Origin of the sequence: Mesorhizobium carmichaelinearum (genome assembly GCF_900199455.1) — a bacterium.
Classification (GTDB): Bacteria; Pseudomonadota; Alphaproteobacteria; order Rhizobiales; family Rhizobiaceae; genus Mesorhizobium; species Mesorhizobium carmichaelinearum.
In genome coordinates, this window is record NZ_FZQR01000011.1 from 189,409 (window position 1) to 204,094 (window position 14,686).

The 14,686-nt window shown below is 62.3% G+C and carries 18 protein-coding genes; 6 read left to right on the forward strand and 12 right to left on the reverse strand.

Features of this window, described 5'->3' with window-relative positions; all coding sequences use genetic code 11:
• Nucleotides 1–115: 115 nt before the first annotated feature.
• From CKW40_RS24825 to CKW40_RS43910, 4 genes are all read right to left on the reverse strand, one after another.
• On the reverse strand, nt 116–565 hold the full coding sequence (locus CKW40_RS24825; RefSeq protein ID WP_095202568.1) for a Ros/MucR family transcriptional regulator: 450 nt from the start codon (nt 563–565) through the stop codon (nt 116–118).
• A 161-nt stretch (nt 566–726) separates the two neighbouring features.
• Nucleotides 727–930, reverse strand: coding sequence for a hypothetical protein (locus tag CKW40_RS24830; RefSeq protein ID WP_095202476.1), 204 nt, complete (start codon nt 928–930; stop codon nt 727–729).
• Complete coding sequence (locus tag CKW40_RS24835) at nt 923–1,801, reverse strand: DMT family transporter (RefSeq protein WP_095202477.1); 879 nt, start codon at nt 1,799–1,801, stop codon at nt 923–925. Before CKW40_RS24835 ends, CKW40_RS24830 begins: the two co-directional genes overlap by 8 nt.
• Complete coding sequence (locus tag CKW40_RS43910; protein ID WP_179298100.1) at nt 1,795–2,631, reverse strand: hypothetical protein; 837 nt, start codon at nt 2,629–2,631, stop codon at nt 1,795–1,797. Before CKW40_RS43910 ends, CKW40_RS24835 begins: the two co-directional genes overlap by 7 nt.
• Before the next feature lie 112 nt (nt 2,632–2,743).
• Here CKW40_RS43910 and CKW40_RS24850 point away from each other — a divergent pair, with 112 nt between their 5' ends.
• A complete protein-coding gene (locus CKW40_RS24850; RefSeq protein WP_095202478.1) occupies nt 2,744–3,703 on the forward strand; it encodes a LysR substrate-binding domain-containing protein in 960 nt (319 codons plus the stop codon).
• Nucleotides 3,704–3,777: 74 nt separating this feature from the next.
• On the opposite strand, the gene CKW40_RS24855 is transcribed toward CKW40_RS24850, so the two are convergent.
• Entirely contained in the window at nt 3,778–4,290 is a 513-nt protein-coding gene (locus tag CKW40_RS24855; protein WP_095202479.1) for a DinB family protein, read from the reverse strand.
• Between the two features lie 68 nt (nt 4,291–4,358).
• Here CKW40_RS24855 and CKW40_RS24860 point away from each other — a divergent pair, with 68 nt between their 5' ends.
• Nucleotides 4,359–5,051, forward strand: a complete 693-nt coding sequence (locus CKW40_RS24860; protein ID WP_095202480.1) for a glutathione S-transferase family protein — start codon at nt 4,359–4,361, stop codon at nt 5,049–5,051.
• A 77-nt stretch (nt 5,052–5,128) separates the two neighbouring features.
• Here the strand turns inward: CKW40_RS24860 and CKW40_RS24865 are convergent, their stop codons facing one another.
• Nucleotides 5,129–5,398, reverse strand: a complete 270-nt coding sequence (locus CKW40_RS24865; RefSeq protein WP_095202481.1) for a DUF2934 domain-containing protein — start codon at nt 5,396–5,398, stop codon at nt 5,129–5,131.
• Nucleotides 5,399–5,690: 292 nt separating this feature from the next.
• On the opposite strand from CKW40_RS24865, the gene ndk reads away from it, so the two are divergent.
• Complete coding sequence (gene ndk, locus CKW40_RS24870; protein ID WP_095202482.1) at nt 5,691–6,113, forward strand: nucleoside-diphosphate kinase; 423 nt, start codon at nt 5,691–5,693, stop codon at nt 6,111–6,113.
• 61 nt (nt 6,114–6,174) lie between these two features.
• On the opposite strand, the gene CKW40_RS24875 is transcribed toward ndk, so the two are convergent.
• The 6 genes from CKW40_RS24875 to CKW40_RS24900 form a co-directional block, all read right to left on the reverse strand.
• Entirely contained in the window at nt 6,175–6,939 is a 765-nt protein-coding gene (locus CKW40_RS24875; RefSeq protein ID WP_095202483.1) for a YbaY family lipoprotein, read from the reverse strand.
• A 96-nt stretch (nt 6,940–7,035) separates the two neighbouring features.
• Nucleotides 7,036–7,515 carry a molybdenum cofactor biosynthesis protein MoaE gene (locus tag CKW40_RS24880; protein ID WP_095202484.1) on the reverse strand — a complete coding sequence of 160 codons (480 nt, stop codon included), beginning with the start codon at nt 7,513–7,515 and terminating at the stop codon, nt 7,036–7,038.
• 5 nt (nt 7,516–7,520) lie between these two features.
• Nucleotides 7,521–7,778: a molybdopterin converting factor subunit 1 gene (gene moaD / locus CKW40_RS24885; protein WP_027034532.1), complete on the reverse strand. Its 258-nt coding sequence runs from the start codon at nt 7,776–7,778 to the stop codon at nt 7,521–7,523.
• Nucleotide 7,779: 1 nt separating this feature from the next.
• Complete coding sequence (pgsA, locus tag CKW40_RS24890; RefSeq protein WP_013896263.1) at nt 7,780–8,376, reverse strand: CDP-diacylglycerol--glycerol-3-phosphate 3-phosphatidyltransferase; 597 nt, start codon at nt 8,374–8,376, stop codon at nt 7,780–7,782.
• Between the two features lie 97 nt (nt 8,377–8,473).
• Nucleotides 8,474–10,540, reverse strand: coding sequence for an excinuclease ABC subunit UvrC (gene uvrC, locus CKW40_RS24895; RefSeq protein ID WP_095202485.1), 2,067 nt, complete (start codon nt 10,538–10,540; stop codon nt 8,474–8,476).
• A complete protein-coding gene (locus tag CKW40_RS24900; protein ID WP_095202486.1) occupies nt 10,537–11,301 on the reverse strand; it encodes an SDR family oxidoreductase in 765 nt (254 codons plus the stop codon). The genes uvrC and CKW40_RS24900 overlap by 4 nt, the downstream gene beginning before the upstream one ends.
• Before the next feature lie 413 nt (nt 11,302–11,714).
• On the opposite strand from CKW40_RS24900, the gene CKW40_RS24905 reads away from it, so the two are divergent.
• The 3 genes from CKW40_RS24905 (at nt 11,715) to CKW40_RS24915 (ending at nt 14,683) form a co-directional block, all read left to right on the forward strand.
• On the forward strand, nt 11,715–12,371 hold the full coding sequence (locus tag CKW40_RS24905) for an outer membrane protein (RefSeq protein WP_095202487.1): 657 nt from the start codon (nt 11,715–11,717) through the stop codon (nt 12,369–12,371).
• 266 nt (nt 12,372–12,637) lie between these two features.
• The gene (locus CKW40_RS24910; protein ID WP_095202488.1) at nt 12,638–13,567 is read left to right on the forward strand and encodes a sugar ABC transporter substrate-binding protein; all 930 of its coding nucleotides are present in this window, start codon (nt 12,638–12,640) and stop codon (nt 13,565–13,567) included.
• 54 nt (nt 13,568–13,621) lie between these two features.
• Nucleotides 13,622–14,683 carry an ABC transporter permease gene (locus CKW40_RS24915; protein ID WP_244571275.1) on the forward strand — a complete coding sequence of 354 codons (1,062 nt, stop codon included), beginning with the start codon at nt 13,622–13,624 and terminating at the stop codon, nt 14,681–14,683.
• The last annotated feature ends 3 nt before the right edge of the window (nt 14,684–14,686 follow it).

Here is a 14,686-nt window from a genome sequence, read left to right on the forward strand (position 1 = left end):
ACACCAACGCTTCGCAAGACCTTGCGGGCCAGTTGGCCGCACAAGGTTTGGAAACGGCGCGCAATCGTGCCGTCAAAGCGACCGGTCAGCGGCTTGCCATACCGGTCAGCAAGCCTCAGGCAGTCGCCTTGCTGCGCTTTGTCGCCTTGGCCACGACGGCCGGTGCTGCCGGTTTGCGGCCAAGCCCTGTCGACTTTGCCAGCGCCGAACGGGTCGCCGAGTAATTCGGCGCGACCATCGGGTAATCCGGCGGCAAGCCCCACTTGGCCCGATAGTCGTCCGGGCTCAAACCATAGTCTGTCCTGAGGTGTCGCTTGAGCGACTTGAATTTCTTTCCGTCCTCCAGGCAGACGATGTAGTCGGGAAACACCGACTTTTTCGGATTTACAGCCGGAACAAGGCTCGGGCTTTCCACGACGGCCGCACCAGCCAGCTTTCGAACCGATGCGCTGACGCTGGCAATCAGGTCAGGCAGGCCGGAAGCCGGAAGCGGATTGTTGCCTACATAGGCCGAGACAATATCGGCCGTTAGCTCGATAACGGTCTTATCCTCGATATTTGACAATTCTTTCACCCTATTTGCGACAAAGTCATCCACCCCAGCGAAGACTTTTGTCGATGTATCTCTTTAACCGCGTCCCCCAACGGACCGCCAAGCTCCAAAACGAATCAAGACTTGACGTCAACTATTTTTATTGAAAATCGACGTCGTGCAAATTAGAAAATCTAATACTTCGACGCGGCAGACTTGGTTGTCCGGCCATCAGCCAGTATCTCAAGAATACGCTTCCAGCGAGCACAGCGCCCGAAATCCTTCTGCTCAATCGCCTTTTCGGCCTTCATTGCAGCATAAAGCGGTGCTTCGGCGCCAAATTCCTTGATGAGCCAATGCGCTTCTTGCCTGGCGAGACGTTCATTGTCGTCAAACATAGTCTTGCGCCTCCGACCGTTCCAGGCCGACCGCGATACAACTGCCGATGACGAGGACGGCGCCGGCAATGGCGGTCGTCGTCAGCCGTTCACCGGACAGGATCAGCAGCAGCGTCGACGCGATCGGCGTGAGATAAGCGACGACGGCCACCTTGCCGCTGCCTTCAAGCTTCAAGGCGCGCGACCAGAAATAGTAACCCAGCCCCATCGGGCCGGCGCCGAGATAGAGCCCAAGCGCCAGATCCACACCGGCGGGCCAGGCAACGCCTTCACGAGCGGACCATAAAAGCGTCAAGGCGACGCCGACCAGCGACGAGGGCAGCAACAGTCGCTCCGGCGACGTGCCGAGCCGTCCCACCGTCACCGAATAGAACGCCATGCACAGCGCGGACCCGAATGCGGCGAAATAGCCGACGAGATCGCCCTGGAACCAGGTGCGATCACGCCCTCCCGAAATCACCAGGGCGACGCCGACGAACCCAAGAGCCGCGGCAAGACCCAGCAAAGCCGGACGCCGCGGATTTTCGAAGGCGATCACTGCCGCTGCAACCATCAGGGGCCAAGTGTAGGCCATGAGATTGGCTTCGATCACCGGCATCGAGGCGAAGGCGATGTATTGCAGCACCATGGTGCCGACCAGACCGATGAGGCCGACAACGAACGCTGCGAACACGCCGCTGGGCCCTACCGGCGGGGCGCCTTCCCGGCTCGTGAACCGGATCAGGGCGAAGACCAGTGCAGCTCCAGCAAATTGCAGGAACTGCACCTGCGATACCGGATGAGTCGCCAGCAGGGATTTGCCGACCAGGGCATTGGTCGACCACAAAGCCACCGCGCCGGCGGCAAAGACCAGCGCGGATTTCGCTACCATGATTCCCTGGCTCCACCCGGAACCTGTGCTTCGGCAGCCGGGGCGGGCGTGGGATGCTCCGCCTCGAACCGGCGATAGGCCGGCAGCTGGTTGGTCCAAACATCTTCAGCCAGCTCGTTGACCCATTCGCGGTCGTGGTCATTGTCGGCGGCAAGATAGAACATGCGGTTATCGTCGACATAGGGCTTGGCCACCGAACGCTGGTTGAGCACCAGGGTGACGCGGTCGCCATACTGGATCGGCGCCGTGCGATGCAGGACGCCAAGGAATTGGCCGAGCGTCGCGTAATTCATCTTGTGATCGATGCGCATGATGCGGTTGCGCGGAATCTCGCGGCCGGATTCCAGGATGGCGCGGCCGGTTTCGGAATCGTCGCAATAGATTTCGAGATGGCCACCGACCAGCGGATCGCTGATCGACAGCGGAATGAGCTCGGTAACCGGAACGCCATCGCAATGCCATTCGACGGCACCGTCCCTTGGATTCATGAAGGTGACGGTCGAACCGACGATCGACAGCGGATAGGGCTCCAGCTTCGTGCCCATCATGTCGGACAGCCGCTCCAGGCGCAGCTTGTCGTGCAGCAACTCCTTGATTTCGGGGATGAAACGGTCGGCACCCGTGATGAAGGTCAGATCGAGGTGCTTGTGCACCGCATGGCTGGCCTTGAGCTTCAAAGCGGCCTCCTCGATCGCTGCAAGCAGGGCCGGATCATAGCCATGCAGATACTGCGCAACGCCGAAACTCGATATTTTCCAGGCGGTTTCATGGCCGATAATGGCCTCGCGGCTCATCGCATAGCGCAGTTCGGGTATGGTATGTGCGTTCATTGTACTTCTCCAAGTGGGGGGCAAACACTTGGTTAACAGTCGATTAAATTAGCCCCCCCTGTAAAATTAGGAATGCTGGTGCTACTGTAAGCCAAGCTTAAGGTCGAAACCCGTGCGTCTGCTCAGTCAGGTCAACCTCAATTCGCTGAAAATCGTGGAGAGTGCTGCGCGCCACGGCAATTTCACGCGAGCCGGCGAAGAGCAGTTCATCACCGCTTCGGCGGTCAGCCAGCGTGTCAAGAGCCTGGAGGATCAGCTGCGCTTCAAGATCTTCCAGCGCGGCGGCAATGCGGTGTCACTGACGCCGGAAGGCGAGACCTATGTCTCGCGCGTTCGCGAGGCGCTGGAGCGGATCGTCGCCGCCAGCATGGAGGCGACCGGGCAATCGCAGGAACATGTCCTGAAGATATCCGTGCTGCCGACCTTCGCCGCGCGCTGGCTGTTTCCGCGCCTGCCGGAGTTCCAGCGGCAATTCCCCGATATCGTGATGCGGGTTTCGACCTCCTACGCGACGCATGAGTTCGCGACCTCCGATTTCGATCTCGAAATCCGTTATGGCGACGGCCATTTCAACGGGCTGCCATCCGATCTGCTGTTTCGGGAAGACCTGACACCGGTGTGCAGCCGCAAGCTGTTCCATGAGGTTCTCGGCCACAAGCCGGTGTCAAGGGTGACACCGGACGACCTCAAACACTTCACGCTGCTGCATTCCGACACCTGCACCCAGAACTGGCAATCCTGGCTTGGTTTCGCCGGCGCCAGCTTCGTGCTCAGCGAAACCAAAAGCATCTATTTCGACTCGTGCATGATGTCTTACGAGGCGGCCAATGCCGGAATGGGCTTTGCCGTGGCCAACCGTGCCTATATGGCCAGCGACATACGCGCCGAGAGGCTGATTGCTCCTTTCGCCGTCCACCATCCAAACAGTGCAGGCTGGTATTTCGTCTCCCCCAACAAGAGCCTTGCCGCACGCAAGGTGCTGCTGTTCAAACAATGGGTCATGGCGGAAGCAGCCTTGACGCAACGCCAGTTGGATAGCGAAATCCGCGACCTGGCTTCCGAAGCTGTGTGAAATTCCGAATGGCCTGATGTAAAGCGGTGCTGCGGTGGCCGCTCGCCCTCGGATTTAGAACGAAACAATCTGGATCAGGCGAATGCTCTGCCCTCTTCGGTGCGCTGGAAATGCGCCAGATCGAGCGGCACGGACGGGCGGCCGAGAACCGTAAGGATCATATGCGCCTGGCCGCGATGATGGGTCTGGTGGTTGAAGACATGCGCCAGCGCGGGCGCCAGACGCTGCGAGACGGTGCGCATATCCGACACTGTCATATAGGTGAAGCGGCCCGACAGCGCCTTGTCGCCCAAGCCGCCGAGCCAGTCGATGATCCGCCGGTCCTCCGCCTCGCGCGCCATCCTTAAATTGGGCAAGGCCCGGTGCAGGATGGCATCCAGCGCCGTCGGCGCATCGCCTTCGCCGGTGAAGCGCTTCATCCAGATGCGATCGGCGGCGAGCAGGTGGTTGAGCGTGCCCATCAGCGAGCCGAAGAAGGCGCCGACATCGCGATTGAATTCCTCCTCATCGAGATCGGCGGCGGCATCATAGATGCGGCCATTGGCCCATTGATTGTACGCAGCAAACATCATGAAGTGCTGTTTCATCGTTTCTCCCGCCGCCCCGTTTTCGGGATGTCGCGAGCGATACCTAGACCGCAAAGGGACCTGCGCCAATGACCATTCTGCTTTATGATCTCGTCGGGCGTGACGAGAGCCGTCCGTTCAGTCCGCATTGCTGGAAGGCGACAATGGCGCTGGCGCATAAGGGGCTCGATATCTCAACCGCGCCGACGCGTTTTCTCGAGGTGCCCACCATCGAAGGCGGCGCTTCGAAGACCGTTCCGGTGATCCGTGACGGCGACAAGGTGGTCATCGATTCCTTCGCCATCGCGCTCTATCTCGACGAGGCCTATCCGGACCGGCCGACGCTGTTTGGCGGCGAAGGCGGCAAGGCGATGGCGCGCTTCATCGAGCGCTGGTCGCAATTGACCATCCACCCCTATGTCACCACTGCCGCGATCGTCGATCTCCACACCATGCAGGACGAGGAGAACGCTGCCTATTTCCGCCAGAGCCGCGAGCAGCGCTTGGGCAGGCGGCTGGAAGACGTCGTCGCGGCGCGCGACGCCGGGTTGACGGCGTTTCGGGCGTCGCTTGAGCCACTGCGCTCGATGCTGGCCTACCAACCCTTCATTGGCGGCGCCGCGCCGTTGTTTGCGGACTATATCGTCTTCGGCGCGCTGCAATGGGCGCGCATCGCCACGCCCTATCAGCTGCTCGAAAACAGCGATGTCGTGGCGCAGTGGTTCTGCCGCTGCCTCGACCTGCATGGCGGGCTGGGACGAAAGGTCGCCGCGGCGGCCTGACGACCGCAAGACGCCTGCCCGCAGGCAGCTTGGGCGCGATCAATCCATGGCGAAAATCAGCGGCAGAATAGCGGGCCCTACTTGGCCGCCTTCTTTGGCTTGCTGGTCTTCGGCTTGCTGGCTTTCGCGGCAGCTTTTTCTTCCTTGGGGGCGGCTTTGGCCTTGCTGGCGCCAGATGCCTTCTTGGCCGGCTTAGCTGCCGACGGCTTGCCCGCATCCTCCCGATCGATGTCGGCGGCCGCCTGGTGCCAATGGCGTTCGTGGTGACCGGCTGGTTGCCCCTCTTCCTGCCAGATCTGATGTGCGCGGTTGCGAATACGCTCCTGACGATCGTCTGCCATGGTCATGTTGTCTCCATTCGGGCCGACTTCAGCGCGGCGCCGACGCGTGACTATAGCAAGCAAAGCGTTGCTGTGCAGCCACCTGATGTCGGCTCTGGGCTCACCTTGTCGACACCAGCCTTGCATAGAAACACGCACTGTTCCGACCCTTCGCTATCGCTTCGGGCGTTCGTCACTCGGAAGCCAAGCAATTGGCTTTCCGTCCGCTTTGCGGACCGCTCCTCACCCCTTGCTCTGGCTCCGGGCGGCTTGTATAGAGCCCGCCACTCTCAATTCCATTCTCAGACAAGGACGACCCATGGCGCTCGAACGCACCTTTTCAATGATCAAGCCGGACGCAACCCGGCGCAACCTCACCGGCGCCATCACCAAGATGCTGGAAGACGCCGGCCTGCGCGTCATCGCATCGCGCCGCGTGTGGATGAGCCGCCGCGAGGCTGAAGGCTTCTACGCCGTGCACAAGGACCGTCCGTTCTTCGGCGAGCTGGTCGAATTCATGTCGTCGGCCCCGACGATCGTCCAGGTGCTGGAAGGCGAGAACGCCATCGCCAAGAACCGCGAAGTGATGGGCGCCACCAACCCGGCCAACGCCGCCGAAGGCACCATCCGCAAGGTGCATGCGCTGTCGATCGGCGAGAATTCGGTGCACGGCTCCGACGCCCCGGAAACCGCCGCGCAGGAGATCAAGTACTGGTTCTCGGACACCGAGGTCGTCGGCTGAGCCGATATCATCAAGTCTGATTTGGAAAGGCCGGCGCTTCGCCGGCCTTTTCATTTGGCAATCAGCTCGCGGCGCTGAAGCGCAGGATTTCGCGGCCGTCCTTGTCTGATATGGCAAGCTTGCCGGCATCGACCTTGTAGGACGCGGCCTTGGCCAAGGCATCGAACAACGCCTTTTCCTCGACCATCACCTCGGGTGCGCAGGCCTTGTAGGTCGAGCCGATCTCGCTGATGGCGATCGCCTGGCCATCGACCTTGGCCGTGGCGAAATAGGTGTTGCAGGGGCCGCTGCCGCCGGCCTTGCCGGCCTCGCTGATCCGGAACGTCGCCTGCGGCGCGGTGATGGCGCCAATGCCGTCGACATAGTCGACCACCCAGAGCTGACCAAAGACGGAAGCCGCCGGCTCGGTGCCTGGCGCAACCATCTTGAGCATGATGGTCTGCGGCGCATCGGTCAGTGGATCGACCTGATGACGCACATCGGAGATGAACATCAACTTGCCGTCGACGATGATGCGGGCCTGCAGTGCATAAGTGATTTGCGGCTGGATCACAGACGGATCGAACTTGATCTCGAAGCTGATCGGCACCTGGCCAGCCGGCTTCACAGTCTGCTCGCCGATGATCTTGGCCGGCGCATCGGCCAGCGAGACATCGGCAAGCTGGACGGAAAGCACGGCGCTGGGCGGCAGGGCGATGCGCTCGCGATAGATCACCTCGCCCCTCACCGCCTTTTCGGCGGCCACGGACAGTTCCGGCACCGCCAGCATGCCGACGACCAGAGGCACGAAACCGAAGACGAAGAACTCCGCGAGCCTGCCCAGCATGACCACCTCCCTTGCCCCGGTTTGCCTATCCCCGGGTTGATCAACCCTACGCAATTGGCCAAAGGATTGCGGTCAATGCATGGCTGCGACAGGGATTTATTCGGAGGGCGATTTCCAGCGCTTCGCCGCTTGGGCGTCGGCTTCCTTGGCCTCGACCCAACCGCCCTCGGAACCATCGGTGCGATGCTCCTTCTTCCAGAAGGGTGCCCGTGACTTCAGATAATCCATCAGGAAGTTCGCCGCCTCGAAGGCCGCCTGGCGATGCGCCGAGGCGGCCACCACCAGCACGATGTTCTCACCAGGTCGAATCTTGCCATGGCGGTGGATGACGGTAAGGCCTTGCAGCGGCCAGCGCTGCACCGCCTCGGTGGCGATGCGGCCGATCTCGGCCTCCGCCATGCCTGGATAATGTTCGAGCTCCAACGCCGAGAGCGCGCCCCGCTCGTCCCGGCAAAGGCCGGAGAAGGTGACCACGGCGCCAATGTCGGCGCGGCCTTGCGTCAGCCCGGCGATCTCGGCGGCGACGTCGAAATCCTGGCGCTGGATGCGCACGCTCGGCACCAGGGCGGCCGACATGGATGTCAGCCCCCGGTCATCGGCGGGAACAGCGCGATCTCACGCGCGCCCGCTATCTTCTCGCGGTGGTCGACATGTTCCTGGTTGATGGCAACGCGGATCACGTCGGGATATTGCAGCGCGTGTTCGTAGCCCTCGCCGCGCGATTGCAGCCAGCGCAAGAGGTCGGCGACCGTCTCGATGCCGGCGGGCAATTCGACATCCTCTTCAGGCATGCCGATCCGTTCGCGCACCCAGGCAAAATAGATGAGACGGGTCGTCATCTCACTCGTCCATAATGTGCTTGAGGCCGGCGCGGAAATAGTCGTAGCCGGTATAGAGCGTGACGAGTGCCGCGATCCACAGCAGCACCAGGCCGGTTTGCGTGGTCAGCGGGAAAATCTTGTCGCCGGCGGGCCCGGCCAGCAGGAAGGCTATGGCGACCATCTGGATGGTGGTCTTCCACTTGGCAAGCTGCGTCACCGGCACCGAGACCTTGAGTGCCGCCAGATATTCGCGCAGGCCAGAAACCAGGATTTCGCGGCACAGGATGATGATCGCCGCCCACAGCGACCAGCCGGCAATGCCAGCGTGGCGGTCGGTGTCGGCCGCAAGCAGCAAAAGGCAGGTGGCGACCAGCAGCTTGTCGGCGATCGGATCGAGCATCTTGCCGATGTTGGAGGTCTGCTGCCAGGCGCGGGCAAAATAGCCGTCGAAATAATCGGTGATGGACGCCAGCAGGAAAATGACCAGCGCCGACCAGCGGGCGAAGTCGCTCGATTTCAGATGGCCTTCGAGAAAAAAGCACAGCACCACCAGCGGCACCGCGATGATGCGGGCGTAGGTCAGCATGTTGGGCAGGTTGAACGCGCGCTGGGCCATATGTGGTGGACTCTTTCTGCCTGCGTACTCAAATCAGAAGCCAATGTAGGGGGTCAACAGGCCAGATTCGACTGGCCAGCTGAAACTGCCGAATTTTCTAACTTTCGTGGAAATGATTGTAGACCAGTTTGGCGACCTGTTCGGAAATGCCGTCGACTTTCCTTAAATCCTCGATGGCCGCACGGCTGACCGCCTTGGCGGTCCCGAATGCCAGCAGCAGCGCGCGCTTGCGGCCGGGGCCGATGCCGGCGATCTCGTCGAGCGGGCTCTTGACCATCTCCTTCTTGCGCCGCGCCCGGTGCGAGCCGATGGCGAAGCGATGGACCTCATCGCGCAGGCGCTGGACGAAATAGAGCACGGGGTCGCGCACCGGCAGCGAAAACGAGTCCCTGCCCTTGACGAAAAATCGCTCGCGGCCGGCATCGCGGTCCTGCCCCTTGGCGATGCCGATCGCCACGACGCGGTCCTCGATGCCGAGATCGGCGAGAATCTTGCGCACCGCCGTCATCTGGCCCTGGCCGCCATCGATCAGGATGACGTCGGGCCAGGCCGGGAAGCTGCCGGAGATATCGTCTTCGATATCATCGGCCGCTTCGCCTGCCGCATCGTCGGCCACGGCAACATCGCCATGCTCCTTGAGCAATCGCGAAAAACGCCGCTCCATCACCTCGCGCATCATGCCGAAATCGTCGCCCGGCGTGATCTCGGTCGAGCGGATGTTGAATTTCCGGTACTGGTTTTTGACAAAACCTTCCGGTCCCGCCACGACCATGGCGCCGACCGCATTGGTGCCCATAATGTGCGAGTTGTCGTAGACCTCGATGCGCACCGGCGGCTTGGCCAGGCCGAAGGTCTCGGCGAAACCGGCAAGCAACCGCCCTTGCGTCGAGGTTTCGGCCAGCCTGCGGCCCAACGCCTCACGGGCGTTCTGCAGGGCGTTGTCGGTCAGATCCTTCTTCTCGCCGCGCTGCGGCACCGAGATCGCCACCTTGCGGCCAGCGCGGGTGGAGAGTGCCTCCGCCAGCAATTCCTGGTCCTCGACGGTTTGCGACAGGAAAATGGCACGCGGTGTCGGCTTGTCGTCATAGAACTGCGCCAGGAACGAGCCCAACACTTCCGATCCCTCCAAGGCAGGATCGGCTTTCGGGAAATAGGCGCGGTTGCCCCAGTTCTGGCCGGTGCGGAAGAAGAACACCTGAATGCAGACCTGGCCGCCTTCCTGATGGATGGCGAAGACATCGGCCTCGTCGACGGTCGCCGGATTGATGCCCTGATGGCTCTGCACATGCGACAGGGCCGCCAGCCGGTCGCGATAGATGGCGGCGCGTTCGAAATCGAGGTCTTCAGACGCCTGCTGCATGGCCGCCGAAATCTCGGTCTTCACCTTCTGGCTGCGGCCGGACAGAAAATCCTTCGCCTCGGCGACCAGTTCGGCATAGCCCTCATGCGAGATTTCACCGGTGCAGGGGCCGGCGCAGCGCTTGATCTGGTAAAGCAGGCACGGCCGCGTGCGGTTCTCGTAAAACGAATTGGTGCAGCTGCGCAGCAGGAAGGCGCGCTGCAGCGAATTGATGGTGCGGCCAACGGCGCCCGCCGAGGCAAAGGGGCCGAAATAGTCGCCCTTGCGCGATCGCGCGCCGCGATGCTTGTAGATGCCGGGCGAAACATGGTCGCCGGTCAAAAGGATATACGGGAATGACTTGTCATCCCGCATCAGAACGTTGAATCGCGGCCGCAAGCGCTTGATAAGATTGGCTTCAAGCAGCAGCGCCTCGATCTCGGTGCGGGTGACGACGAACTCCATCGTCGACGTCTCGCGCACCATGCGGCCGATGCGGTTGGTGTGGAACCGGCCTTGCGCGTAGTTGGTGACGCGCTTCTTCAGGCTGCGCGCCTTGCCGACATAGAGCACGTCACCGGCGGCGTTCATCATGCGGTAGACGCCGGGCGCATTGGGCAGCCGCTTGACCAGGGTCTGGATCACCTCGGCACCGACCATGCCTTCGGCATCGCCGGCATGCGGCGTCCAGTCGATGGCCGTGAAGGCAACATCCGGGCCGGCCGGTTCGACGATCTCCTCCAGCGCCTCATCCTCGAGGTCGATTTCGGGAGGCAGATCATCGGCGCCGCCGCGCCCCTTGTTCTTGTGATCGAGAGGACTCATTCCGTCATGCCTGTCACATCGGGCGTCTGCCATGCAAGATGCTGGCCGCCATCGAGCGCGATCATCTGGCCGGTGACCGAGCGCGCCTTCCAGAGATAGCGGATGGTGGCGCCGAATTCCGGCAATTCGGGGCCGCGCTTCAGGATCAGGCCGGCGAGTTGTGCGTCAAAGTCGGAATCGTCCTGGCGCACATTTTTCAGCGTCGGGCCGGGACCGATCGCGTTGACGCGAATGCGCGGGCCGAGTGCCTGCGCCAACATCTGCGTCTGGGTCCACAAGGCCGACTTGGACAGCGCATAGGAGAAATAGCGCGGCGTCGGGCGCCAGACGCGCTGGTCGATAATGTTGACGATCAGCCCCTCCTGCCCTTCCGGCAAGGAACGAGCGAAATTCTGCGCCAACAGCGCCGGGGTTTTCACGTGAATGGCAAAGTGGCGGTCCCAGGCCTGCCAGTCGAAATCCTCAACGGAATCGTCGACGAAGAGCGAAGCGTTGTTGACCAGCAGCGAGATCGGGCCCAGCGCGGCTTCGGCCTGGCCGACGAGGTCGCTGACGGCGTCCATGTCCGTCAGGTCGGCGCTTACCACCGCTGCGCGACCGCCGGATCGGTTGATTCCCGCGGCCAAGGCATCCGCCTCATCGCTCGAGCGATTGGCGTGGATGGCGACCGCAAAACCATGGCTGGCAAGGTCTTCGACGATTGCCTTGCCGATACGTTTCGCCCCGCCCGTCACCAGCGCCGCGGCAGTGGCTTTGCTCATCTGCTGTCAATCCTCAATTTCGGCCCGAAAACACGACGCCGACGAAATATGGCCCTGCATGCGTTAAACGGCATTCGCACCTGGGGCAGCATTGTGGCGAAACGCCCGGTTCGGCATGCCGACTCGTCTTGGAGTCGGACCCGCCGGACCGCAATATAGGATGCGGGACTCCTTGCACCAAGCGGTGTGCAGCGCAGCATGAAATGGCTGCTGACATTTCGCTGTTGCGAAGATGCAACGTCAAGGTTCCGCCTCATTCGCGCCGGGTAATGACCCAAGTTCAGGTTCGCTTCAGCCGCATTTTGACACGACATTTGGAACCGACGAACGCCAGATCCGTTTCACCCCCCGGACGGGTTGATGGCGATCGTGAGAAACAAGCCTGTGTCCTGTGGCTTAAGGAGTAAAGAACAATGCAAGCCAATCTCAAATTCGCACGGCCGTTGGCCGTTGCGCTCGGGCTCTTCGCCCTCGGTGGTACTGCCTATGCCGCAGACGTCGTCCAGGAAGAGCCGCCGGCACCCGCACCGGTTGCCGAACTGCCCGTCGCATCCTGGGCCGGCCCCTACGCCGGTCTGAATGTTGGTTACGGCTTCAGCGGCCGTACCAAGGAGAAGGATTTCGGCGATTCGACCGACACCAAGGGTTTCATCGGCAGTGTCTTCGGCGGCTATCAGTGGCAGCAGGAGAACTTCGTGTACGGCGGTGAAGCCGAACTCGGCTACAACGGCGTCAAGGGTGACGATAACGGCATCAACTCCAAGGCCGGCTTCGAAGGCTCGCTGCGTGCCCGTCTCGGCTACGCTGTGACCCCCGAAATCCTGCTCTATGGCACCGGCGGTCTCGCCGGCAGAAGCCTGAAGGTGGAAGACACCGTCCTCGGTGCCAGCGACCGCGCCACCATGCTCGGCTGGACCGCCGGCGTCGGCACCGACATCAAGCTGACCGACAATGTGTTCGGTCGTGTCGAGTATCGCTACACCGACTTCGGCTCGAAGAGCTTCGACGGTATCGGCAAGGTCAAAGCCACCGACAACCGCGTCACCTTCGGCGTCGGTATGAAGTTCTAAGTCGTTCAAGCCACGACACGAAAAAGCCGGGCCTCGCGCCCGGCTTTTTTATTGACTGTACTCCTCCCGCCAGCCTCCCCCTGCGGAAGAGGAGAAGCCCGCAAAATAGCCGTTGCGCCCCTTCCCTGCTTGTGCCTATAGTTAGTACGTGGCTCGCACGAACAAACAGATGTACCTGTGGCGACCCCGCAAACAGGCCCCGACATAAGGGCCAGGCGTGGGTCGGATGCGAGCGGGGACACTCGGTCAAAAAGGGGATTTGCAACGTGAACCGCTTCCAGAAACTGTCGACCGCGGCGCTCGTCGCGGCATCTTTCGAGCCGGCAGCACATGCCGACGACAAGTTGACGATCGGCATCGTCACCTTCTCGACCTCCGACGTCGACACCAACCAGATGGTCGACACGATGAGCAAGGAGGCCCAGTCCAAGGGCTGGACGGTGGAAACGCTCAACGCCAATGGCGATCCTTCGCAGGCGATCACCTCGATCAAGCAGCTGGCGACCAAGAAGGTGAACGCCATCATCGTCACCGTGTTCGATTCGACCGGCCTCGCCGCCGGGCTGCAAGCCGCGGCCGATGCCAACATCCCTGTGCTTTCCGCCGGCGGCGGCATGGCCGACGGCATCGCGCTTTCGGCCAGCACCGGCGCGGCCCCGCCGCTTATCGATCTTATGCTGAAGGACATCGACAGTGCCGGCACCGTGCTCGACCTCACCTATCACCCCGGCATTCCATGCCGCGAGCGGGCCGACGCCTTCGATGCCGCGGTGAAGGCCAATCCCGGACTGAAGGCAACGTCGCACGAGATCAGCATTCCAGGTGCGGCCGAATCCTCGCAGGCCGCAACCAGCGCCTGGCTTGCCGCCAATGCCAACGCCAAGGGGCCTTTCGCGATCTTCAACTGCTATGACGACAACGCCATGGGCGCGATCGCGGCGCTGAAGCAGAACGGCCGCAGCGATGTGAAGGTCTATTCGTTCAACGCCACGGCGCCCGCCGTCCAGGCGGTCAAGGACGGGACCATGACCGCGACGCTCGGCGTCGACCTGACGTCCGCCGGCAAGATGCTGGTCGACCAGATTCCCGACATCCTCGCGGCCGGCGACAAGTGGCAGCCGAAATCCTTCGTGCCGGGCTACACGCTGGTCACCAAGGACAATGTCGACCAGTTCATGAAGGACAATCCGCAGTAAGTCCTGCAGATTGACGGTGCGGCCGGGCACGCCCGGCCTCGCCGGAGTTCCATCATGAACAGAGCTGTCATGCCCGCTGATCACCCCTTGCCTGAAACCGCCGCTCCGGCGGAGGGCGCCTTGCCGGTCGCGCAGGCCGGGTCTCTCCCGCCCGGCACGCACGACCGGCGGGCGCTTCTGATGCGCCTGCTCGGCACCTACGGAACCATCATCGTGCTGGCGCTGATGCTGGCGATCTTCTCGGTGCTGCAACCAGGAACTTTCGCCACGATCGGTAATTTCCGCAACATCATCAACGACATGGCGATCGGCACCATCGTCGCGGCGGGCCTCACCGTGCCACTCGTGGCCGGCGATTTCGATCTCAGCATCGGCTATGTCGCGAGCTTCTGCGGGCTGCTCGCGGTCGGGCTATTGAGCAGCGGTCTGTCGATCCCGCTGGCCATCCTCCTCGTCATCGCGCTCGGCACGATCATCGGCGTTGTCAACGGCCTCGTCGTCTCCAAGATCGGCGTCAACGCCTTCATCGCCACGCTCGGCACCGGCACCATCGTCGTCGGGCTGAACTACGCCTATTCCGGCGGCATTCCGTTGCAGCTCACCCAATCACGCGAATTCACCAGGATCGCCATCGGCAGGATTGCCGGCGTGCCACATCTCGTCATCATCATGGCTGTCGTGCTGGCGCTCCTGTGGGTGATCCTCAACCGCACGGTGCAGGGCCAGCACATCAAGGCGATCGGAGTCAGTCCGGAATCGGCCCGCCGTGCCGGCGTCGCCGTCGACCGCAGCCGCATCGTCGCCTTCGCCATCGCCAGCACATGCGCGGCCATTGGCGGCGTGCTGATGGCCTCCAATCTGGGCTCGGGCCAGGTGACGGCCGGCGACAGTTTCATGCTGACCTCGTTTTCCGCCGCCTTCCTCGGTTCGGCGGCGCTGCGTGAAGGCCAGTTCCACATTCTCGGCACGCTGATCGGCGTGCTGACGGTCGCCGTCGGCAACAATGGCCTGGCCATGATCGGCGCGCCGATCTTCACCCAGTTCCTTTTCACCGGCACCTTGCTCGTCGTCGCCGTGGCGCTCGGCGGCATCGGCCGCCGCTTCGCGAGGGGCTAGGCC

What these genes read in the sequence shown, in the direction of transcription:
- CKW40_RS24860 (WP_095202480.1), top strand. Translation starts at nt 4,359, where the DNA reads ATGACCATTCTGCTTTATGATCTCGTCGGGCGTGACGAGAGCCGTCCG.
- CKW40_RS43910 (WP_179298100.1), bottom strand. Translation starts at nt 2,631, where the DNA reads ATGAACGCACATACCATACCCGAACTGCGCTATGCGATGAGCCGCGAG.
- CKW40_RS24875 (WP_095202483.1), bottom strand. Translation starts at nt 6,939, where the DNA reads ATGCTGGGCAGGCTCGCGGAGTTCTTCGTCTTCGGTTTCGTGCCTCTG.
- CKW40_RS24865 (WP_095202481.1), bottom strand. Translation starts at nt 5,398, where the DNA reads ATGACCATGGCAGACGATCGTCAGGAGCGTATTCGCAACCGCGCACAT.
- CKW40_RS24915 (WP_244571275.1), top strand. Translation starts at nt 13,622, where the DNA reads ATGAACAGAGCTGTCATGCCCGCTGATCACCCCTTGCCTGAAACCGCC.
- pgsA (WP_013896263.1), bottom strand. Translation starts at nt 8,376, where the DNA reads ATGGCCCAGCGCGCGTTCAACCTGCCCAACATGCTGACCTACGCCCGC.
- ndk (WP_095202482.1), top strand. Translation starts at nt 5,691, where the DNA reads ATGGCGCTCGAACGCACCTTTTCAATGATCAAGCCGGACGCAACCCGG.
- CKW40_RS24830 (WP_095202476.1), bottom strand. Translation starts at nt 930, where the DNA reads ATGTTTGACGACAATGAACGTCTCGCCAGGCAAGAAGCGCATTGGCTC.
- uvrC (WP_095202485.1), bottom strand. Translation starts at nt 10,540, where the DNA reads ATGAGTCCTCTCGATCACAAGAACAAGGGGCGCGGCGGCGCCGATGAT.
- CKW40_RS24900 (WP_095202486.1), bottom strand. Translation starts at nt 11,301, where the DNA reads ATGAGCAAAGCCACTGCCGCGGCGCTGGTGACGGGCGGGGCGAAACGT.
- CKW40_RS24855 (WP_095202479.1), bottom strand. Translation starts at nt 4,290, where the DNA reads ATGAAACAGCACTTCATGATGTTTGCTGCGTACAATCAATGGGCCAAT.
- CKW40_RS24835 (WP_095202477.1), bottom strand. Translation starts at nt 1,801, where the DNA reads ATGGTAGCGAAATCCGCGCTGGTCTTTGCCGCCGGCGCGGTGGCTTTG.
- moaD (WP_027034532.1), bottom strand. Translation starts at nt 7,778, where the DNA reads ATGACGACCCGTCTCATCTATTTTGCCTGGGTGCGCGAACGGATCGGC.
- CKW40_RS24880 (WP_095202484.1), bottom strand. Translation starts at nt 7,515, where the DNA reads ATGTCGGCCGCCCTGGTGCCGAGCGTGCGCATCCAGCGCCAGGATTTC.
- CKW40_RS24905 (WP_095202487.1), top strand. Translation starts at nt 11,715, where the DNA reads ATGCAAGCCAATCTCAAATTCGCACGGCCGTTGGCCGTTGCGCTCGGG.